Raw genomic sequence first — 19580 nt, 5'->3', positions numbered from 1 at the left:
CCGCCCCCAACGACAGCCGCCGCGCCCGACGCCGGTGGGGGGGCCCCCCCCGGGGGGGGGCGCCCGCCACACGCGTTCTACGAGCCGTCGGGGAAGTCGGAGGCCTCGAAGACCGGGCGCACCTCGACCTCGCCCTCCCGGAAGGGGATGCGCCGGGCCCACTCCAGGGCCTCGTCCATCGAGTCGGCCTTGATCAACCAGAACCCGGCGACCAGGCCCTGAGCGTCCCCCGCGAAGGGGCCCTCCGTCACGACGGGCGGACCGTCCGAGTACGTCACCCGCGCCCCCTCGGAAGTGGGGTGCAGCCCCTCGCCCGCGAGCATCGCCCCGGCCGCGGCCAGCCGATCGTTGTACGCACCCATCTCGGCGAGCATCTCCCTGGTCGGCATCACCCCGGCCTCGGACTCGTCGCTCGCCTTGACGATCATCATGAAACGCGGCATCGCGTGCCTCCCGTCGTGTCCGGATCCGCACTGGGATTCCCGGACGGGAGACACGCGATGCAGGCTGCGAGAAGAATTAAGCCGCCCGGCTCAGAACTCCTCGTCGAAGCCGACCGAGCCCTCGACCGCCATCTGGTACGCGGAGGCACGGCGCTCGAAGAAGTTGGTCAGCTCCTGGACGTTCTGCAGCTCCATGAAGGAGAACGGGTTCTCCGAGCCGAAGACCGGCTGGAAGCCCAGGCGCTGCAGGCGCTGGTCGGCGACGCACTGGAGGTACTCGCGCATGGACTCGGTGTTCATGCCCGGCAGGCCCTCGCCGCACAGGTCGCGGCCGAACTGCAGCTCCGCCTCGACGGCCTCCTTCAGCATGTCGGTGACCTGCTGCTGGAGCTCGTCGTCGAAGAGCTCGGGCTCCTCCTGGCGGACGGTGTCCACGACCTCGAACGCGAAGTTCATGTGCATGGTCTCGTCGCGGAAGACCCAGTTGGTGCCGGTCGCCAGGCCGTGCAGCAGGCCGCGGCTGCGGAACCAGTACACGTAGGCGAAGGCGCCGTAGAAGAACAGGCCCTCGATGCACGCGGCGAAGCAGATCAGGTTGAGCAGGAAGCGGCGGCGGTCGGCCTTCGTCTCCAGCCGGTCCAGCTTCTCGACCTCGTTGATCCACTTGAAGCAGAACTGCGCCTTGTCGCGGATGGAGGGGATGTTCTCCACCGCGGCGAACGCGGCGGCGCGCTCCTCCGGGTCGGGCAGGTAGGTGTCCAGCAGCGTCAGATAGAACTGGACGTGCACGGCCTCCTCGAAGAGCTGCCGCGACAGGTACAGCCGCGCCTCGGGGGAGTTGATGTGCTTGTACAGCGTCAGGACCAGGTTGTTGGCCACGATCGAGTCACCGGTCGCGAAGAACGCGACCAGGCGGCCGATCATGTGCTGCTCGCCCGGCGAGAGCTTGGCGAGGTCGGCGACGTCCGAGTGGAGGTCGACCTCCTCGACGGTCCAGGTGTTCTTGATCGCGTCGCGGTAGCGGTCGTAGAAGTCCGGGTACCGCATGGGGCGCAGCGTCAGCTCGAAGCCGGGGTCGAGCAGGTTCTTCTGGCGTTCGGTCGACATTACTGGCAAGCCTCGCAGGACTCGGGGTTCTCAAGGGAGCAGGCGATGGCGTCCGCGTCGGGCGCGGCCTGCTGCACGGGGATGGTGGCGGGCGCGGCGGCACCGCCGGACGCGGCGCGGGCGATCCGGGTCGCCGGGCGCGAGCGCAGGTAGTACGTCGTCTTGATGCCCTGCTTCCAGGCGTACGCGTACATCGAGCTGAGCTTGCCGATGGTGGGCGAGGCCATGAAGAGGTTCAGCGACTGGCTCTGGTCCAGGTACGGCGTACGGGACGCGGCCATGTCGATCAGGGCGCGCTGCGGGATCTCCCAGGCGGTGCGGTAGAGGTCGCGCACCTCCTGCGGGATCCAGCGCATCTCCTGGATCGAGCCGTTGGCCTCGGTCATCGCCTCGCGGGTGGCGCGGTCCCACACGCCGAGCTTCTTGAGGTCCTCCACCAGGTAGGTGTTGACCTGCAGGAACTCACCGGAGAGCGTCTCGCGCTTGAAGAGGTTGGAGACCTGCGGCTCGATGCACTCGTACACGCCGGCGATGGAGGCGATGGTGGCCGTCGGGGCGATGGCGAGCAGCAGCGAGTTGCGCATGCCGACCTCGCCGATGCGGGCGCGCAGCGCCTCCCAGCGGTCCGCCCAGGCGGCGACGGCGTTGGGGTAGTGGTCCGGGTGCAGCACGCCGCGGGCGGTGCGGGTCGCGGACCAGGCCGGGTGCGGGCCGTGCCGCTCGGCGAGGTCGGCGGAGGCCTCGTACGCCGCGAGCATGATGCGCTCGGAGATGCGGGTGGACAGCTCCTTGGCCTCGGGCGAGTCGAAGGGCATGCGCAGGCGGAAGAAGACGTCCTGCAGGCCCATCAGGCCCAGGCCCACCGGGCGCCAGCGGCTGTTGGAGCTGCCGGCCTGCTCGGTCGGGTAGAAGTTGATGTCCACGACGCGGTCGAGGAACGTGACGGCCGTGCGGACCGTGCGGTCGAGCTTCTCCCAGTCCATCTCGCCGTCGGCACCGAGGTGCTGCGCGAGGTTGACGGAGCCCAGGTTGCAGACCGCGGTCTCGCCGTCGTCCGTGACCTCGAGGATCTCGGTGCAGAGGTTCGAGGAGTGGACGACCGCGCCCTTCTCGGCCGTCTGGTTGGCGGTGCGGTTGGCGGCGTCCTTGAACGTCATCCAGCCGTTGCCGGTCTGCGCGAGGGTGCGCATCATGCGGGCGTAGAGCACGCGGGCCGGGATCTGCTTGACGGCCTTGCCCTCGGCCTCGTACTTGCGGTACGCGGCGTCGAACTCGTCGCCGTAGAGGTCGACCAGGTCGGGCGTGTCGGCCGGGGAGAACAGCGACCACTCGGCGTCGGCCTCGACGCGGCGCATGAACTCGTCCGGGATCCAGTGCGCGATGTTGAGGTTGTGGGTGCGGCGGGCCTCCTCACCGGTGTTGTCGCGGAGCTCCAGGAACTCCTCGATGTCGGCGTGCCAGGTCTCCAGGTAGACGCAGGCCGCGCCCTTGCGGCGGCCGCCCTGGTTGACGGCGGCGACGGAGGCGTCGAGGGTGCGCAGGAACGGCACGATGCCGTTGGAGTGGCCGTTGGTGCCGCGGATCAGCGAGCCGCGCGAGCGGATGCGGCTGTACGACAGGCCGATGCCGCCGGCGTGCTTCGACAGGCGCGCCACCTGGTGGTAGCGGTCGTAGATCGAGTCCAGCTCGTCCAGCGGGGAGTCCAGCAGGTAGCAGGACGACATCTGCGGGTGGCGGGTGCCCGAGTTGAAGAGCGTGGGGGAGGACGGCAGGTACGACAGGGTGCTCGTCAGGCCGTACAGCTCGGCGACGTCGGCGACGGCGCGCTCGGAGTGGTCCTCGGCCAGGCCGCAGGCCACGCGCAGCAGGAAGTGCTGCGGGGTCTCGATCACGTTGCGGGTGATCGGGTGGCGCAGCAGGTAGCGGCTGTGCAGGGTGCGCAGGCCGAAGTAGCCGAAGCGGTCGTCGGCGCCGCCGAGGAGGGCCTCGTCGACCAGCTCGTCCAGGCGCGCGGCGTGGGTGGCCACGAAGGCGGCGGTGTCGTCCGCGATCAGGCCCTCGCGGTGGCCGACGGCGACCGAGGCGGAGAAGGACGTGGCGCCCTGGCCGGCGGCCTCCTCGGCGATCGCGCGGGTGAGCAGCCGGGCGGCGAGCTTGGAGTACTCGGGCTCCTCGGCGATCAGCCCGGCGGCGGCCTCGGTGGCGAGGGAGCGCAGCTCGGCCTCGTCCGAGTTCGCGCTCCGGCCCCGCAGTGCGGCGGCGGCGACCTTGCCGGGGTCGGTGGCAGGAAGGTCGGCGGTGAGGTCGGTCAGGGTGCGCAGCAGCGCGGTCCCGGGGCCGCCGGTCGCTTCTTCCGCTGAGACCGGATCGGCGGGCGCGATGGTCACTGAGGCTCTCCCTCGCTCGGCTGGGTGGGCCGGCGGGAGAGCACGACGGTCGCGTACGGGCGCGCCTGATGGACCAGGGCATGCCTCGTAGGCGTCCGCCGGCCCAACCCGCGAGGCCCGGACGAATTCAACGCCCATAGCCGAGCCCAGGGCAGGCTCGGTGGAGGGCGTGCTGCCGGCAGGTACTCGGACTCCTGCATGCGCGGCTTAACGGCATACATGCACCGTTGCGGGACAGTTCCGGATTTTCACCGGATTCCCCTGCGACGACAGCGAGGACGAGCATACATCTAGTGCCGCCCCTCGTACGCGCCCCCACATGTTGTGTCGCGCGGTAAGCGCATAGGTCGGAATGTGTTATCAGGCCCCGGTGTTGAGGGTGGGTTCGCAGGTCGGAAGGGGGGTCGGGCGCGGGGTGCGGCGAAGGGCCGCCACGCCCCCTCCAGGGGGGCGTGGCGGCCCGGTCGGCTCCGCGGGGCGAGGGCTCCGCCGGGGGTCGCTCTAATGCCCTCCAGGGGCCCCTGCGGTGGCCGGCGGGAGCTCGCTGCGGACCCCGGGGTCGCCGGCGTCCGCCGTGTAGTCCGCCGCCGAGGTCTCGTCCGTGCCGTCCGGCACGCGCAGCGCCTTCAGGGCGAAGGTCAGGACGATGACGACGATCACATTGAGCACGAAGGCGGTGAGCCCGATATAGCCCTTTTCTCCGATAAGGGGGATGAGGTTGGTATTCCCGAAATGATCCTGCGTCGCGCTCGGCGTGTCGTACGCCTTCCAGGTGCCGTAGCCCATGCCCGCGGCCCAGCCGGCCAGCAGGGCCCAGCGGTGGAACCAGCGGGTGAAGAGCCCGCCCACGAGCGCGGGGACCGTCTGCAGGATCCAGATGCCACCGAGCAGCTGGAAGTTGATGGCGACGGTCTTGTCCATGGTGAGGACGAAGACGAGGGCGCCGACCTTCACCAGCAGCGAGGCGAGCTTGGAGACCTTCGCCTCGTGCCCGGGCGAGGCGTCCGGCCGGATGAAGTCCTTGTAGATGTTGCGGGTGAAAAGGTTCGCCGCGGCGATCGACATGATCGCGGCCGGGACCAGGGCGCCGATGCCGATGGCGGCGAAGGCCACGCCCGTGAACCAGTCCGGGAACATGTCCTCGAACAGCTGGGGGATCGCGAGCTGCCCGTTCTTCACCTTGATCCCCGCGGCGATGGCCATGAAGCCGAGCATCGCGAGCAGGCCGAGCATCAGGGAGTACAGCGGCAGGATCGTCGTATTGCGGCGGATGACGTTGCGGCCTTTGCTGGAGAGAACCGCGGTCACCGAGTGGGGATAGAGGAAGAGCGCCATCGCCGAGCCGAGCGCGAGCGTCGCGTAGGCCCACTGCGCGTCCGGACCGCTCACCAGGGAGCCGCGCGGCTTGCCGGTCTCCGGGTTCTTGACCGCGAACGCTTCGCCCGCCTTGCTGAAGATGTGGTCGAAACCGCCCAGCTTGATGGGGATGTAGATGATCGCCACGATGATCACGATGTAGATCAGCGTGTCCTTGACGAAGGCGATCAGCGCGGGCGCCCGCAGCCCGGAGGAGTAGGTGTAGGCCGCGAGGACACCGAAGGCGATCAGCAGCGGCAGGTCCTTCATGAACCAGTTCGAGCCGCCGCCCACGCCCAGCACGTCCAGGACCGCCTGTATGCCGACGAGCTGCAGCGCGATGTACGGCATCGTCGCGAGGATGCCGGTGAGCGCGAGGGCGAGCGAGAGGCCCTTCGAGCCGAAGCGGCCGCGGACGAAGTCCGACGACGTCACGTAGCCGTGCTTGTGGGAGACCGACCACAGGCGGGGCAGGAAGGTGAAGACCAGGGGGTAGCAGAGGATCGTGTACGGCACCGCGAAGAAGCCGGCCGCACCGCCCGCATAGATCGCCGCCGGGACGGCCACGAAGGTGTACGCGGTATAGAGGTCGCCGCCGAGCAGGAACCAGGTGACCCAGGTGCCGAAGGACCGGCCGCCCAGCCCCCACTCGTCGAGGTTGGCCATTTCTTCGGGGGTCCCCGCGCGCCGCCACTTCGAGGCCATGAAGCCCATGACCGTCACGGCGAGGAAGAAGAAGATGAAGACGGCGAGCGCCACGCCGTTCACGCCGTCCTTCATCGCCGCTCACCCGCCTTGCGGGCCCGCTCCTGGCGCCGCACGAGCACGTAGGCGACGACGGTGAGCAGGGTCGACACGGGCACCCACAGCATCTGGTACCAGTAGAAGAAAGGGATGCCGATGAAGGCGGGCGCGGTCCTGGCGTAGGAGTCGACCCACAGCATCGCGACGAACGGCACGGCCAGACACAGTCCCGCCACGGCCAGGGGCAGGGTGACGACCGCCCTCCTGCCGCCCTCCGGTGGTTCCGTCATGGTGGTGACTCCCCCCTGTGTGATCACTGCGTGATGCGCAGGAAATCTAGGGGAGGGCCCCGTTGGGCGTCACCCCCTGTCCGCATATCGGTATGACAACGACATCGGGCCTGTTGAAAAGGCGTTCCGTTTATGGTGAGTTGATGGACATGGAGGGGACTTGAGGTGGGCGGTCGCCGGCTGCGGCGACGTCGTGCGGCGTCAGGTACTGCCGGCCCTGCGCGGCCTGGGCGAGGAGACGGCGTACGTCTGGGGGCGGGATCCGGCGCGCGCCGCCCGTACGGCCGCGGAGCACGGGGTGCCCGCGGGCGGCGACGACCTCGGCCGGCTCACGGCCGCCGACGCGGTCTACGTGGCCACGCCCGTCGCGGCGCACGTGCCCCTCGCGCTCCACGCGCTGCGCGCCGGCTGCCACGTCCTGGTCGAGAAGCCCCTGGCGGGCGCGCTCGGCGGCGGGGGCGCCCTGGCGGCGGAGGCGGCCCGGGCGGGGCTGTGCGCGGGCGTGGCCTACCACCGCAGACTGGGCCCGGCCGCACGGCAGTTGCGCGAGGCGCTGACGGCGCGGGAGCCCGCGCGCGTGCAGATCACCTTCTGCGCCCCCTTCGACCCGGCGCCGGAGGACCCGGCGCACTGGCGCACCGATCCGGCCGTGGCCGGCGGCGGTGTGCTCGCCGACGCGGGCAGCCACCGCCTGGATCTGCTGCTGTCGGTCCTGGGCCCGCCCGTGCGCGTGGGCGCGCGCTTCGGCCGCAGGTTCGCCGCCGGGGCCGAGCGGCGCGCGCACGTCTCCCTGGGCTGGGCGTCGGGCACGTCTGCCGAGTGCCGCTTCGCCTGGATCGGCGGCGCAGAGCGGGACCGCCTCGACGTCACCGCCGGGGGCCGCTTCCTGTCGCTGGACCCGCTGGACGCGGAGCTCGCACCCGACCCGCATGTACCGCTGATCGCCGACTTCGCGGCGGCGGTGCGGGAGGGGCGCCCGCCGGCCTGCCCGGTGGCGGAGGCCGTCCTCGTGGACGACGTCATCACGGCGGCCTGCTGGGCGGCGCGCTTCCGCAACGCCTGAGCGGCTGACGGCGGAACCCCGCGGGGCGGGCGGGCGCATGAAACGGCCGGTGCTGAAGTGGCTGGATGTCACCCCTATCTGACGGTCATTCACCTGCCGTTAACCCACTGTTCACCATCCGCCCGCGCGGGCCGTGCGGGCGGATGCCTCGCCGCCCGGAGGGGGGCGGCGAAGGGGCCTCGCGGGCGGCGGGCTCCGCACGATTAGCGCGATCATGACAACTCGTTCCGCGCGGCCACCCATTGCCCCGGTGTGTGATGCATGCGCCCCCCTGTATCGCCGCCCGGATAGCGAATACGTGTGTAATGCACGGGTAATGCGTTCCTCCGGATCTCGCAATGAAGACGCAGCTGGTGGGGTCCATGGTTGCAGCTGAGACGGAATCAATTCCTCCAAAATCTCTGGGGGAATCGAATAGTTCGGGACTGTACCAATCAAGCGTCAAGTGGCCTTCTGCGTCCGTTTTTTGACGAAAAATTTCTCTTTCACGAGGAGGTAATACACAGGTAAAGTGTTGGTCTCTGCAGTCGTGCACAATTGGCTGCAGACGGCCGGCGCCATGCCCCGAGGCTGTGGCGCCGCCATGCCGCTCGCATGCTCGTCATGCCCGACCCGACCCGACCACACCGCGCCCGGCGTCATGCCGCAGAGCGCAGGAGGCAGGCCATCATGAAGTCCCTCATCGACAACGCGCGTTCCTTCGCCGCCACGCACGTGGCCGATCCGGAGCGTGCCGAGAGTTTCCGCGCGCTCGAAGCGGGCCAGTCGCCCGAGACGCTGTTCATCACGTGCTCCGACTCCCGTGTCGTGCCCGCGCTGTTCACCGGGGCGTCCCCCGGGGAGCTCTTCGAGCTCCGTACCGCCGGGAACATCGTCCCGGAATACCGCAGTGACATCCCCTCCGGCGAGAGCGCCACGATCGAATACGCGGTGCGCGTGCTGGGCGTCCGCGACATCATCGTGTGCGGGCACTCCCACTGCGGTGCCGTCACCGCCTTCGTCCGCGGCGACGACCTCTCGTCCGTTCCCGCCGTCCAGGGCTGGCTCGAGCGGGCCGTCCCCGCCGACGCCCCGGCCCGGGCGGTCGAAACCTTCACCCACGACATGGCGGAGGCCGTGCAGCGGCACTCCGTCGCCCAGCTGGAGACGCTCCGCTCGTACCCGTGCGTCCAAGAACGCATCGAGCAAGGCACGTTGGGGTTGCACGCCTGGTACTACGAGGTGCACACCGGCGCGGTCGAAGTCCACCTCCCCGAGAGCGACCCGGTGTCGTTCGGACCCCTGTGACCCGTCCTCACGTGACCTCCAAGGGACCCTCACCCATGTTTTCCGCCCTCAAGCAGCCCGCCGTCCTGCGTCAGGACGCGCTCGCTTCGCTCGTCGTCTTCCTCGTGGCCCTGCCGTTGTGCGTCGGCGTGGCCGTGGCCTCCGGGGTTCCGGCCGAGCTCGGCCTGATCACCGGCATCGTCGGCGGTCTCGTCGTCGGTGCCCTGCCCGGCAGCACGTTCCAGGTCAGCGGCCCCGCGGCCGGGCTGACCGTGCTCGTCTTCGAGGCCGTCCGGGAATTCGGCCTGGGCATGCTCGGCGCCATCGTGCTGGCCACCGGCGTGCTGCAACTCGTCCTCGGACTGCTGAAGTTCGGCCGCTGGTTCCGGGCGATCTCCGTCTCCGTCGTGCACGGCATGCTCGCCGGCATCGGACTCGTCCTGATCTTCGGGCAGTTGTACACGATGGCCGGCGTCAAACAGCCGCGCTCCGGACTGGACAAGATCGCCGGGATCCCCGGCCTGGCCGTCGACATCTTCACGGACAGCGCCGCCCTGACCGCCTTCGCGGTCGGCGCGGGGACCATCGCCGTGCTCGTCGTGTGGAAGAAGCTGCCCGCCAAGGCGCAGCTGGTGCCGGCGCCGCTGGCGGCGGTCGCCCTGGCCACGGCCGTGACGGTGCTGGGCGGCCTGGACGTCGCCAATGTCGAGGTGCGCGGGCTCGCCGACGCCATCCAGCCCCCCGGGCTGAACGACCTGACGTCGCTGGGCGGCGTCGCGGTCCTCGGCACCGTCATCGCGTTCACGCTGATCGCCTCGGCGGAAACGCTGTTCAGCGCGGCCGCGGTCGACCGCATGCACGACGGGCCGCGCACGCACTACGACAAGGAGCTGCTGGCCCAGGGCGTGGGCAATGCGGTGTGCGGCGTGCTCGGCGCCCTGCCGATGACCGCGGTGATCGTCCGCAGCTCCGCCAACGTCCAGGCGGGTGCGAAGACGGCGCTCTCCCGCATCCTGCACGGCGCGTGGCTGCTGCTCTTCGTCGTGCTGCTGCCGCAGGCCATCGGCGTCATCCCGCTGGCGGCCCTGGCGGGTGTGCTGGTCCACGCCGGCTGCAAGCTGATTCCGGTGAAGGAGCTCGCCCCGCTGTGGCGCGAGCACCGCGGCGAGGTCGTCGTCCTCGGCGTGACCGCCGTCGCCATCGTGACGACCAGCATGTTCGAGGGCGTGGTGCTCGGCATCCTGCTGGCCGTGGTGAAGACGGCGTGGGACACCTCGAAGGTCCAGCTCGACGTCCGCGAGCTCACCGACGGCCGGATGGTCGCGACGGTGGTGGGGAACGCCACCTTCCTGCGGCTGCCCCGGATCCTGGAGACGCTGGAGGCCCTCCCGCAGGACCGGCCCATCGAGATCGACCTGTCCGGCGTGCGCCATCTGGACCACGCCTGCCGGACGGCCCTGGAGGGCTGGGCGGCCCGGCACAACGCCCCCGGCACCGAACCGGTGCTGATGCGGCATCCGGAGCCGGAGAAGGCTGCGGTGTAACCGGCCAACCACGGCCGTGCAACGGCCAAGTGAGTGCGCGTCACTTGGTGAACCGTTGACACTGGCTTGGCCAACGCTTTACGGTCTGTTGCGGCGGCGCAAATGCACTGTCATCGCCGCAATTCCTCACTTATCGGAGGTGCGTTATGGAAAAGCTCATCAAGAAGATGGCGCAGGAGAACGTCTGGCGCGGCTGGGTGGCCGCCAACTCGGCCCAGGCCGCGAAGGACGGCTGCATCAGCGCCGCCCCCAAGGCCGGCTGCATCAGCGCCGCGCCCAAGACGGGTTGTATCTCCTGACGACCGGAGACTGACCGAAGCGAGCGGAGTGGACCGTGGCCACCGTGTGTGCGCGGTCCACTCCGTGCGTACCGGCCCCGTCAGCGCCGACGGGGCCTTCCGTTCTCCGAACACTCCCGGGGTGGCACATGGATGGGCAGCCGACGGCCGGCGTCGTCGAGCAGATCAGGGACATACCGATCTACCGCGCGTCGATCGAGCGGGGTCACTTCCCCGTGCTCGAAAAACCCGAGATAGCCGACGGCTTCCCGGACAACTGGATGACTCCCGCCCTGGAGAAGGCACTTGAGGCGGGCGAGGCCGAGTTCGTCCTCTCCACGGGCACCAACCACGCCCGGATGCAGATCATCCGGCCCCCCTACTTCCTGCTGAACTCCTACTACCGGCTGTGGAGCGAGCACCCCGACATCTCCGGCACCTGGGAGCAGGGCTGCCGCAGGGTCTCGCTGACCACGGTGCTGGCGACCGAGCACGTGGCACGGGTCAACGCCAGGAAGCGCGGGGCCGAGCCGAGCCCCGTCCCGGACCTGGACGACCGGCGGCTCGACGAGCGGACGCTCTACCTCAACCTCCGGCTCGACCCCGCGCTGTGGACGCGCGAGGACGTCGAGCGGATGCTCGGGGAGATCGAGACGGCCCGCCGGGAGCACCCCGAGGGCCGCTACCACCTGGACTGCTCCGGCTACCACCTGGCGCATCTGGTGCACAAGGCCCGGGCGTGGGGCCTGTGGGAGGACTTCCCGCGGCCCGACAGCATCATCCACGCCTACGAATACACCCCGGCCAACGTCCGGCGGTACCTGCACGAGCACTTCGACTGCCCGGTCATCGACCTCTTCGGCAGCACCGAGCTCGGCTACCTCTACTACAGCGACCGCCACGGCCGCTACCGGCCGTACCTCGACAAGATGAGCGTCGAGCTGATCCCGGTCGCCCCCGGCAGCACGCTCTACAGCCTCATCGTTTCCAGCGTCCGCAATCCGTACATGCCGCTGATCCGCTACCGCTCCGGCGACTGCGCGCGCACCCTCGACGGCACGCCGGACCCCACCAAGATCTCCAGTTTTTGCGGCCGGGAGAAGGAACTGCTCGCCGCCCCGGACGGGCCCGTGGCCCAGGGAGACCTCGACGAGCGCATCAGCGCCGCCGCGCCCGGGATCTTCCTGCACCAGCTGCGCGTGGAGGACGGCGGCACGACGGCCCGCCTGCTGTACACGACCTTCGACGGCGATCCGCTCGGGCAGGCGCAGAGCGCCGCCCTGGAGCGCGGCGTCCGCGAGCTGACGGGGCTGCCGTGCGCCCTGGAGCACCGGGAGCACATCCCCATCGGGAAGTCCGGCAAGTACGCCTGGCTCGCACGCGACCTCTGACCATCAGGACTACGGGAACGGGACGAACCCCATCATGGCCACTACTCCGCAGCCGAACACGCCTCCGAACACGCCCCCGAAGGTCTCCGCCGACGACCTCAAGGCGCTCCTCGGCGAGCAGCTGCACGCCGAAGTGGTGCGGTACTTCACCGGCAGCACGGGCGGGGCGCCCGACTACGTCGAGCGCCAGGTGCTGGAGGCCCTGCGCTACCTCTACCTGGTCTCCGCCCACCGCGAGCGGCTCAGCGGCCTCTTCCTGCCGGTCGAGCAGGAGATCGACGAGATCTGGCACTACCTCATCCTGCAGACGCGCGAGTACCGGGAGCTGTGCGAGGAGCGTCTGCCGGGACGTTTCTTCATCCACCACCGCAGCATCGCCTACGAGGACTACCAGCAGGAGCCCGGCCGCGAGCAGGTCATCGAGGAGGCGCTGCGCTGGATCCCGCTGTACGTCGCGGAGTTCGGCCCGTTCGACGAGGGCGCGCTGCCCCACTGGACGATCGTGCGCTTCCTGCACCGGCAGCTGGACATGCCGCTGGAGGAGATAGCCGCGCTGGAGCCGATGCAGGCGGCGTAGCACGCCGTCCACCGACACTCAGGGAGAGGAAGCCATGGGCGCTCGGCCCGCCGCACCGGCCACGCACGGCACCCCGGGGAGCGCCACCGGCCCCGAACAGAAGCGGATCATGACCGTCCTGGTGATCTCCCAGGTCCTCAGCGGAGCCGGCCTCGCCGCCGGGATCACCGTCGGCGCGCTGCTCGCGGAGGACATGCTGGGCTCGACCGGCCTCGCCGGCGTGCCCAGCGGGCTGTTCACCGCCGGCGCGGCGCTCGGCGCCATGGTCATCGGCCGCCTCAGCGAGCGCTGGGGCCGCCGGCCCGGCCTCACCCTCGGCCACGCGACCGCCGCCCTCGGCAGCCTCGGGGTCGTGGTGGCGGCCGCCCTGGACACGGTGCCGCTGCTGTTCCTCTCCCTCTTCGTCTACGGGGCGGGCACGGCCGTCAACCTGCTCGCCCGGTACGCGGGGGCCGACCTCGCGCCGCCCGCGCGCCGGGCCGGCGCGGTGAGCACCGTGCTCCTGGCCACCACGTTCGGCGCGGTCCTCGGCCCCAACCTGGTGACCGTCACCGGGGACGTCGCCCACGCCTGGGGCATTCCCCGGCTCGCCGGGCCGTTCCTCCTGGCCGTCGTCGCCTACGCGGCGGCCGCGGTCGTCATGGGCGCCTTCCTGCGGCCCGACCCGCTGCTGCGCGCCCGCGAACTGGCCGCGGCGGAGGCCGCCGAACGGGCCGCCGAGGGCGGTGCGGACGGGCCGGCCGGTGCGGGGGACGGTGCGGCGGGGGAGCGGGCCCACGTGCGCGGGGTGGCCACGGGGACGGCGGTGATGGTCCTCAGCCAGCTCGTGATGATCGGCATCATGACGATGACGCCCGTCCACATGAGCGCCCACGGGCACGGCACCCAGGCCACCGGCCTGGTCATCGCCCTCCACGTGGCGGCGATGTTCCTGCCCTCCCCGCTCACCGGCAGGCTCGTCGACCGCTTCGGCGCACCGCGGATCGCCGCGGCCGCCGGCGTCACCCTGCTCCTGGCCGGGCTGCTCGCCGCCCTCGCCCCGCCGCACCAGGGCGCGACCCTCGCCGCGGCGCTCGTCCTGCTGGGCCTCGGCTGGAACTTCGGCCTGGTCAGCGGCACCACCATGATCACCGAAGCGGTGCCGCTCGCCACGCGCGCCTCGACCCAGGGCCTCGTCGACGTCGCCATCGCCATCGCGGGCTCCACCGGCGGGACGACCTCGGGCCTGGTCGTCGCCGGCAGCGGCTACCCGGCCCTCGCGGCCGGCGGCGGCCTGCTGGCCCTGGCCATCGTGCCGGTGGTCGCCTACTCCTCCGCCGGCCTCCGCAGTCGGGCCACGCTGCGCCGCACCGGGGGATAACCCCCGGACCCCCAGCCAGGGCCTGCCGGGGCCGTCTACTCCTCCACCGGCCTCCGCAACCGCGCAACGAACTTGTACCGGTCGCCGCGGTAGACCGACCTGACCCACTCCACCGGTTCCCCCTGGGCGTCCAGGGAGTGGCGGGAGAGCATCAGCATCGGCAGGCCCACGTCCGTGCCGAGCAGGCCCGCCTCGCGCGGCGTGGCCAGGGACGTCTCGATGGTCTCCTCCGCTTCGGCGAGCCGGACGTCGTAGACCTCGGCGAGGGCGGTGTACAGCGAGGTGTACTTCACGAGGCTGCGCCGCAGCGCCGGGAACCGCTTGGCCGACAGGTGGGTCGTCTCGATCGCCATCGGCTCGCCGCTGGCGAGCCGCAGCCGCTCGATGCGCAGGACGCGGCCGCCCGTCGCGATGTCCAGCAGCTTGGAGAGCCGGTCGTCGGCGGTGACGTAGCCGATGTCCAGGAGCTGGGAGGCCGGCTCCAGGCCCTGGGCGCGCATGTCCTCTGTATAAGAGGTCAGTTGCAGCGCCTGCGAGACCTTGGGCTTCGCGACGAACGTCCCCTTGCCCTGGATGCGCTCCAGCCGGCCCTCCACGACCAGTTCCTGGAGCGCCTGGCGGACGGTCGTGCGGGAGGTGTCGAACTCCGCGGCCAGGGTCCGCTCCGGCGGCACGGGGGTGCCGGGGGGCATGGTTTCGGTCATGTCCAGCAAATGGCGTTTGAGGCGGTAGTACTTGGGAACGCGCGCGGTCCGCGCGCCGCCCGGCGCGCTGCCGCCCTCGGCCGTACCACCGTCGGTCGCCATCGTCCGCCTTCCCGACTCCGATCCTGCTGCTGTCACCGGCTCCTCCGTCTGTCGCGGTCACATGGTGGCACGGGCAGAGCCCGAGGGGCCCGGAGACGCCCAGGTCGACCTCGAGGTGTCGGTCCGGTAACGGAGCCGACAGCGACTCTTATACACCCTTGACACCCCAAAAGGTCTAGGCCAAGCTGCGGGCACTGGTCTAAACCATTAAAGACCACATTCGGTCCTTGAGGAGAGTGCTGTGAAGCGAGGGCTCATAGCGGCGACGGGTGTCGCGGCCATGTTGGTGAGTGTTGCCGCCTGTGGGTCCGGCGACGGCGACAAGGGATCGGGCGACGGGGGCAAGGCCAAGAGCCTGACCGTCTGGTTCATGGACGGCTCGAACCCGCCGGGCTGGACCAAGTCCGTCCAGGCCGAGTTCGAACAGAAGACCGGTGCCAAGCTGGACGTCCAGGTCCAGAAGTGGGACGGCATCCAGCAGAAGCTGACCACGGCCCTCTCCGAGTCCAACCCGCCGGACGTGGTCGAGGTCGGCAACACCCAGACCCCCTCCTACGCGCAGACCGGCGGCCTCGCCGACCTCGCGGACCTGAAGAAGGAGATCGGCGCCGACTGGTCCGAGTCCCTCAACAAGCCCGCGGTCTTCGAGGGCAAGCAGTACGCCGCGCCGTGGTACGCCGCGAACCGCGTCGTCATCTACAACAAGAAGGTCTGGGCCGACGCGGGCGTCACCGAGGTCCCCAGGACCCGTGCGGACTTCTTCAAGGCCCTGGAGGCCATCCAGAAGAAGGGCGAGGCCGAGCCGCTCTACCTGCCCGGCCAGAACTGGTACTTCTTCGACGGCCTGACCATCGGCACCGGCGCGGACCTGGTGAAGAAGGACGGCAAGAAGTGGGTGTCCAACCTCGCCGACCCCAAGGTCGCCAAGGCCATGGAGATCTACAAGCAGTACCAGGCCTTCAGCAAGGCCCCCAAGGACAAGGACGAGGCCACCCCGCAGCAGGCCGACATCTTCGCCAAGGGCAAGACCGGCGCCTTCATCGGCATGGGCTGGGAGGCGGGCACCGCCATCAAGGCCAACCCCGCCATCGAGAAGGACCTCGGCTACTTCACCATCCCCGGTGAGACGGCCGACAAGCCCGAGGGCGTCTTCCTCGGCGGCTCCAACCTCGCCGTGACCGCGGGCAGCAAGAAGCAGGAGCTCGCCAAGGAGTTCCTGAAGATCGCACTGTCCGACAAGAACGAGGGTGCGCTGGCCAAGGAGGTCGGCTCGATCCCCAACAAGGAGTCCCTGCTGGCGCAGGTGAAGGGCAACCCGGCCGCCGAGGCCGCGGCCCCGGCCGCCAAGGGCGGCGGCACCACCCCGCTGATCCCCGAGTGGGCCGCGGTGGAGAACGCCCCGAACCCGATCAAGGCGTACATGACGGCCGTGCTCAACGGCAAGTCCCCCGAGGACGCCGCCAAGCAGGTCGAGGCGGACATCAACAAGCGCCTCAGCCAGAAGCAGTGACCCGACGGCCGGGCAGGGGGTCGTGAACGACGGCCCCCTACCCGGCCGCGCACCAAAGCAATACCGTTCGACAGGGGAGAAGGCGGACGACGATGTCAGCGCAGATCGAAGAGGCGGCGGCCACCGGGCCCGCCTCCCGGACCGGCAAGGGCGCCGCCCCGCCTCCCCGCCGCGGACCCGGCCGGCTCGTCCGGGGCGCGCCGTATCTGCTGATCCTCCCCGCCGCCGCCGTCACGGTGCTGCTGCTCGGCTGGACGCTGCTGAAGAACGGCCTGCTGTCGTTCCAGAACCTCGGCCCGCGCCAGCTGATCCAGCACCTCACCGAGTGGACCGGCACCGACAACTACGCCGAGCAGCTCGGAAGTTCCGAGTTCTGGGGCGTCACCGGGCGCTCGGTGGTCTTCACCCTCGCCAACGTCGTCCTCATCATGGCGCTGGGCTGCTTCATCGGCCTGCTCCTCGCCCGCCTCGGCACCGCCCTGCGGCTGCTGCTCTCGCTCGGCCTCGTCCTCGCCTGGGCCATGCCCGTCGTGGCGGCGACCACCGTCTTCCAGTGGCTGTTCGACCAGCGCTTCGGCGTCGTCAACCACGTGCTGGACAAGCTCGGCTGGCACTCCATGGCCGGCTACAGCTGGACCAGCGGGCAGTTCTCCACCTTCTTCGTGATCACCGTGCTGATCGTGTGGCAGTCGGTGCCCTTCGTGGCCATCAACCTCTACGCGGCGACGACCACGATCCCCAAGGAGCTCTACGAGGCGGCCGCGCTGGACGGCGCGAACGCCCGGAAGCAGTTCACCTCGGTGACCTTCCCCTTCCTCAAGCCCTTCTTCCTGGCCACGACGTTCCTCGAAGTCATCTGGATCTTCAAGTCGTTCACCCAGGTGTTCGCGATCAACGAGGGCGGGCCGGACCGGCTCACGGAGACCCTGCCCGTCTACGCCTTCCAGGAGGGCTTCGGCAGCCAGCACTTCGGGGTGGGCGCCGCCATCTCCATCCTGACCATCGTGATCCTGCTGGCCCTGACCGCGTACTACCTGCGCCTGGTGCTCAAGCAAGAGGAGGACGAGCTGTGAGGCGATCGACCCTGGGCCGGATCTGGCCGGGAGCGACCGCGGTCGTTCTCTTCCTCGCGTTCGTGTTCCCCGTCTACTGGATGTTCAGCACGGCCTTCAAGGCCAACAAGGACATCGTCAGCGAGGACCCCGTCTGGTTCCCGGCCAGCCCCACCTTCGAGCACTTCGAGCGGGCGGTGCAGGCGGACGGCTTCTGGACGCTGGTGCGCAACTCCTTCACCGTCACCCTCGTCGCCGTCGCCCTGTCGCTGGTGATCGCCCTGCTCGCCTCGTTCGCCGTCGCGCGGATGCGGTTCAAGGGGCGCAAGAGCTTCATCCTGGTGATGATGATGGCCCAGATGGCCCCCTGGGAGGTCATGGCCCTCGCGTACTACATCATCGTGCGGGACGCGGAGATGCTGAACAGCCTCGTGCCGCTGATCGCCATCTACACCGTCATGGTGCTCCCCTTCACCGTCCTGACGCTGCGCGGCTACGTCGCCGCCGTGCCCAAGGAGCTGGAGGAGTCCGCGATGGTCGACGGCTGCACCCGCACCCAGGCGTTCATCAAGGTGATCTTCCCGCTGCTGGCGCCGGGCCTGATGGCCACCTCGCTCTTCGGCTTCATCACCGTCTGGAACGAGTTCCCTTACGTCCTGATCCTCAACAAGGACGCCTCGGCCCAGACCCTTCCCGTGTGGCTCACCGGATTCCGCACGGCGTTCGGCGACGACTGGGGCGCCACCATGGCCGCCTCCTCGCTCTTCGCCGTGCCCATCCTGATCCTCTTCGTCATCCTCCAGCGCAAGGCCGTCGGCGGCCTCACCTCCGGCGCAGTGAAGGGTTAGGGGCCCACTACTTCATGGACACGGACACGCTCACGCGCAACGCCCTCACCGTCCTGCAGCCCGGCTTCACCGGCACCGCCGCCCCGGCGTGGCTGCTGCGCCGGCTCGGCGAAGGGCTCGCCTCCGTCGGTCTCTTCGGCCGCAACATCACCTCGCCCGAGCAGCTCTCCAAGCTCACCGCGCAGCTGCGCGCCGAGTGCGGCGACGTGCTCGTCGCGATCGACGAGGAGGGCGGCGACGTCACCCGGCTGGAGGTGCGCACCGGCTCCTCCTTCCCCGGCAACCTCGCCCTCGGCGCCGTCGACGACACCGCGCTGACCCGGGCCGTGGCCCGGGAGCTGGGCCGGCGGCTCGCCGCGTGCGGCGTCAACCTCAACTGGGCGCCGTCCGCCGACGTCAACTCCGACCCGGACAACCCGGTCATCGGCGTCCGGTCCTTCGGCGCCGACCCGCAGCTCGTCGCCCGGCACACCGCCGCCTACGTCGAGGGCCTGCAGTCCGCGGGCGTCGCCGCCTGCACCAAGCACTTCCCCGGGCACGGCGACACGGCCGTCGACTCCCACCACGACATGCCGCGCATCGACGCGGACCTCGCCACGCTGCGGGCGCGCGAACTGGTGCCCTTCCACGCCGCGGTCGCCGCCGGCACCAAGGCCGTCATGAGCGCGCACATCCTGCTGCCCGCGCTCGACGCCGACCTGCCGGCGACCCTCAGCCCCGCCGCCCTGCACGGGCTGCTGCGCGCGCCCGTCGCCGACGGGGGCCTCGGCTTCGACGGCCTGATCGTCACCGACGGCATGGAGATGCGGGCCATCGCCGGCACCCACGGGATCGAGCGGGGAAGCGTGCTGGCCATCGCCGCGGGAGCCGACGCCATCTGCGTGGGCGGCGGACTGGCCGACGAGGACACCGTGCTGCGGCTGCGCGACGCGCTGGTCGCGGCCGTACGCGCCGGCGAGCTGCAGGAGGAGCGGCTCGCCGACGCCGCGGCACGGGTGCGCGCCCTGGCGCGCTGGACCTCGGGGGCGGGTGCGGCCGAGGAGGGGAACGCGCCTGCCCCCGAGGTGGGGCTGACCGCGGCGCGGCGCGCCCTGCGGGTGACCGCCTCGCCCGCGCACGAGCCCCTCGCCGGGCCCGCCTACGTGGCCGCCTTCACCCCGCTGGCGAACATCGCCGTCGGTGACGAGACCCCCTGGGGCGTCGGCGCCGAACTGGCCCGGCTGCTGCCCGGCACGGAGACCGGCACCTACGGCCACGACGCGGCCCGCGCCTGCGACGTGCTGGAGGCCGCGGGCGGACGGCGGATCGTCGCCGTCGTACGGGACGCGCACCGGCACGGGTGGATGGCCGAGGCCCTGGACGCGCTGCTCGCGGCGCGGCCGGACACGGTCGTGGTGGAGATGGGCCTGAACGAGGCCCCCGTGCGCGGCGGTCTGCACATCGCCACGCACGGGGCGGCGCGTGTGTGCGGCGCCGCCGCCGCGGAGGTCATCGCGGGGGCCGGAGGCTGACGGCCGGTCCGGAACATGCCGGAGGGGAGCAGGCGCCGCCTGCTCCC

General features: G+C 70.6%; 17 protein-coding genes and 1 riboswitch. Of the genes, 11 read left to right on the top strand and 6 right to left on the bottom strand.

Annotated features, from left to right (window positions below):
* Positions 1-77 precede the first annotated feature (77 nt).
* The 5 genes from NQU55_RS04235 to NQU55_RS04215 all read right to left on the bottom strand — a co-directional run bounded on the left by NQU55_RS04235 (position 78) and on the right by NQU55_RS04215 (position 6327).
* Entirely contained in the window at positions 78-443 is a 366-nt protein-coding gene (locus NQU55_RS04235) for a YciI family protein (RefSeq protein WP_256789748.1), read from the bottom strand.
* Positions 444-533: 90 nt separating this feature from the next.
* Positions 534-1550, bottom strand: coding sequence for a ribonucleotide-diphosphate reductase subunit beta (locus NQU55_RS04230; RefSeq protein ID WP_256789746.1), 1017 nt, complete (start codon positions 1548-1550; stop codon positions 534-536).
* Positions 1550-3937: a ribonucleoside-diphosphate reductase subunit alpha gene (locus NQU55_RS04225; RefSeq protein WP_168095355.1), complete on the bottom strand. Its 2388-nt coding sequence runs from the start codon at positions 3935-3937 to the stop codon at positions 1550-1552. Before NQU55_RS04225 ends, NQU55_RS04230 begins: the two co-directional genes overlap by 1 nt.
* Before the next feature lie 172 nt (positions 3938-4109).
* Positions 4110-4210, bottom strand: a riboswitch (adenosylcobalamin-variant (AdoCbl-variant) riboswitch).
* A 228-nt stretch (positions 4211-4438) separates the two neighbouring features.
* On the bottom strand, positions 4439-6073 hold the full coding sequence (mctP, locus tag NQU55_RS04220) for a monocarboxylate uptake permease MctP (protein WP_168095354.1): 1635 nt from the start codon (positions 6071-6073) through the stop codon (positions 4439-4441).
* Entirely contained in the window at positions 6070-6327 is a 258-nt protein-coding gene (locus NQU55_RS04215) for a DUF3311 domain-containing protein (protein ID WP_058046183.1), read from the bottom strand. Before NQU55_RS04215 ends, mctP begins: the two co-directional genes overlap by 4 nt.
* Positions 6328-6487: 160 nt before the next feature.
* Here NQU55_RS04215 and NQU55_RS04210 point away from each other — a divergent pair, with 160 nt between their 5' ends.
* From NQU55_RS04210 to NQU55_RS04180, 7 genes are all read left to right on the top strand, one after another.
* Complete coding sequence (locus NQU55_RS04210) at positions 6488-7390, top strand: Gfo/Idh/MocA family protein (RefSeq protein ID WP_168095353.1); 903 nt, start codon at positions 6488-6490, stop codon at positions 7388-7390.
* Positions 7391-8059: 669 nt separating this feature from the next.
* On the top strand, positions 8060-8677 hold the full coding sequence (locus tag NQU55_RS04205) for a carbonic anhydrase (RefSeq protein ID WP_256789743.1): 618 nt from the start codon (positions 8060-8062) through the stop codon (positions 8675-8677).
* A 35-nt stretch (positions 8678-8712) separates the two neighbouring features.
* The gene (locus NQU55_RS04200; RefSeq protein ID WP_168096897.1) at positions 8713-10200 is read left to right on the top strand and encodes a SulP family inorganic anion transporter; all 1488 of its coding nucleotides are present in this window, start codon (positions 8713-8715) and stop codon (positions 10198-10200) included.
* 146 nt (positions 10201-10346) lie between these two features.
* Positions 10347-10499: a hypothetical protein gene (locus NQU55_RS04195; protein WP_168096699.1), complete on the top strand. Its 153-nt coding sequence runs from the start codon at positions 10347-10349 to the stop codon at positions 10497-10499.
* A gap of 128 nt (positions 10500-10627) precedes the next feature.
* On the top strand, positions 10628-11869 hold the full coding sequence (locus NQU55_RS04190) for a phenylacetate--CoA ligase family protein (protein ID WP_168096698.1): 1242 nt from the start codon (positions 10628-10630) through the stop codon (positions 11867-11869).
* 34 nt (positions 11870-11903) lie between these two features.
* On the top strand, positions 11904-12446 hold the full coding sequence (locus NQU55_RS04185) for a glycine-rich domain-containing protein (RefSeq protein WP_168096697.1): 543 nt from the start codon (positions 11904-11906) through the stop codon (positions 12444-12446).
* A 34-nt stretch (positions 12447-12480) separates the two neighbouring features.
* Positions 12481-13806, top strand: a complete 1326-nt coding sequence (locus tag NQU55_RS04180; RefSeq protein ID WP_256789741.1) for an MFS transporter — start codon at positions 12481-12483, stop codon at positions 13804-13806.
* A 35-nt stretch (positions 13807-13841) separates the two neighbouring features.
* Here NQU55_RS04180 and NQU55_RS04175 read toward each other — a convergent pair whose 3' ends face one another.
* Complete coding sequence (locus tag NQU55_RS04175; protein ID WP_168094746.1) at positions 13842-14612, bottom strand: GntR family transcriptional regulator; 771 nt, start codon at positions 14610-14612, stop codon at positions 13842-13844.
* Between the two features lie 241 nt (positions 14613-14853).
* On the opposite strand from NQU55_RS04175, the gene NQU55_RS04170 reads away from it, so the two are divergent.
* The 4 genes from NQU55_RS04170 to NQU55_RS04155 all read left to right on the top strand — a co-directional run bounded on the left by NQU55_RS04170 (position 14854) and on the right by NQU55_RS04155 (position 19533).
* Positions 14854-16122 carry an extracellular solute-binding protein gene (locus NQU55_RS04170; RefSeq protein ID WP_168094745.1) on the top strand — a complete coding sequence of 423 codons (1269 nt, stop codon included), beginning with the start codon at positions 14854-14856 and terminating at the stop codon, positions 16120-16122.
* 92 nt (positions 16123-16214) lie between these two features.
* Entirely contained in the window at positions 16215-17195 is a 981-nt protein-coding gene (locus NQU55_RS04165; protein WP_168094744.1) for a carbohydrate ABC transporter permease, read from the top strand.
* Positions 17192-18022, top strand: a complete 831-nt coding sequence (locus NQU55_RS04160; RefSeq protein ID WP_168094743.1) for a carbohydrate ABC transporter permease — start codon at positions 17192-17194, stop codon at positions 18020-18022. The genes NQU55_RS04165 and NQU55_RS04160 overlap by 4 nt, the downstream gene beginning before the upstream one ends.
* Before the next feature lie 14 nt (positions 18023-18036).
* On the top strand, positions 18037-19533 hold the full coding sequence (locus tag NQU55_RS04155; RefSeq protein ID WP_168094742.1) for a glycoside hydrolase family 3 protein: 1497 nt from the start codon (positions 18037-18039) through the stop codon (positions 19531-19533).
* The last annotated feature ends 47 nt before the right edge of the window (positions 19534-19580 follow it).

This window comes from Streptomyces telluris (genome assembly GCF_024519335.1).
GTDB lineage: Bacteria > Actinomycetota > Actinomycetes > Streptomycetales > Streptomycetaceae > Streptomyces > Streptomyces telluris.
Note: the sequence above shows the minus strand (reverse complement) of the source record. Positions and strands in the feature narration are given on the sequence as shown.

What these genes read in the sequence shown, in the direction of transcription:
- NQU55_RS04215 (WP_058046183.1), bottom strand. Translation starts at nt 6,327, where the DNA reads ATGACGGAACCACCGGAGGGCGGCAGGAGGGCGGTCGTCACCCTGCCC.
- NQU55_RS04200 (WP_168096897.1), top strand. Translation starts at nt 8,713, where the DNA reads ATGTTTTCCGCCCTCAAGCAGCCCGCCGTCCTGCGTCAGGACGCGCTC.
- NQU55_RS04195 (WP_168096699.1), top strand. Translation starts at nt 10,347, where the DNA reads ATGGAAAAGCTCATCAAGAAGATGGCGCAGGAGAACGTCTGGCGCGGC.
- NQU55_RS04185 (WP_168096697.1), top strand. Translation starts at nt 11,904, where the DNA reads ATGGCCACTACTCCGCAGCCGAACACGCCTCCGAACACGCCCCCGAAG.
- NQU55_RS04155 (WP_168094742.1), top strand. Translation starts at nt 18,037, where the DNA reads ATGGACACGGACACGCTCACGCGCAACGCCCTCACCGTCCTGCAGCCC.
- NQU55_RS04165 (WP_168094744.1), top strand. Translation starts at nt 16,215, where the DNA reads ATGTCAGCGCAGATCGAAGAGGCGGCGGCCACCGGGCCCGCCTCCCGG.
- NQU55_RS04230 (WP_256789746.1), bottom strand. Translation starts at nt 1,550, where the DNA reads ATGTCGACCGAACGCCAGAAGAACCTGCTCGACCCCGGCTTCGAGCTG.
- NQU55_RS04180 (WP_256789741.1), top strand. Translation starts at nt 12,481, where the DNA reads ATGGGCGCTCGGCCCGCCGCACCGGCCACGCACGGCACCCCGGGGAGC.
- NQU55_RS04235 (WP_256789748.1), bottom strand. Translation starts at nt 443, where the DNA reads ATGCCGCGTTTCATGATGATCGTCAAGGCGAGCGACGAGTCCGAGGCC.
- mctP (WP_168095354.1), bottom strand. Translation starts at nt 6,073, where the DNA reads ATGAAGGACGGCGTGAACGGCGTGGCGCTCGCCGTCTTCATCTTCTTC.
- NQU55_RS04190 (WP_168096698.1), top strand. Translation starts at nt 10,628, where the DNA reads ATGGATGGGCAGCCGACGGCCGGCGTCGTCGAGCAGATCAGGGACATA.
- NQU55_RS04205 (WP_256789743.1), top strand. Translation starts at nt 8,060, where the DNA reads ATGAAGTCCCTCATCGACAACGCGCGTTCCTTCGCCGCCACGCACGTG.
- NQU55_RS04175 (WP_168094746.1), bottom strand. Translation starts at nt 14,612, where the DNA reads ATGGCGACCGACGGTGGTACGGCCGAGGGCGGCAGCGCGCCGGGCGGC.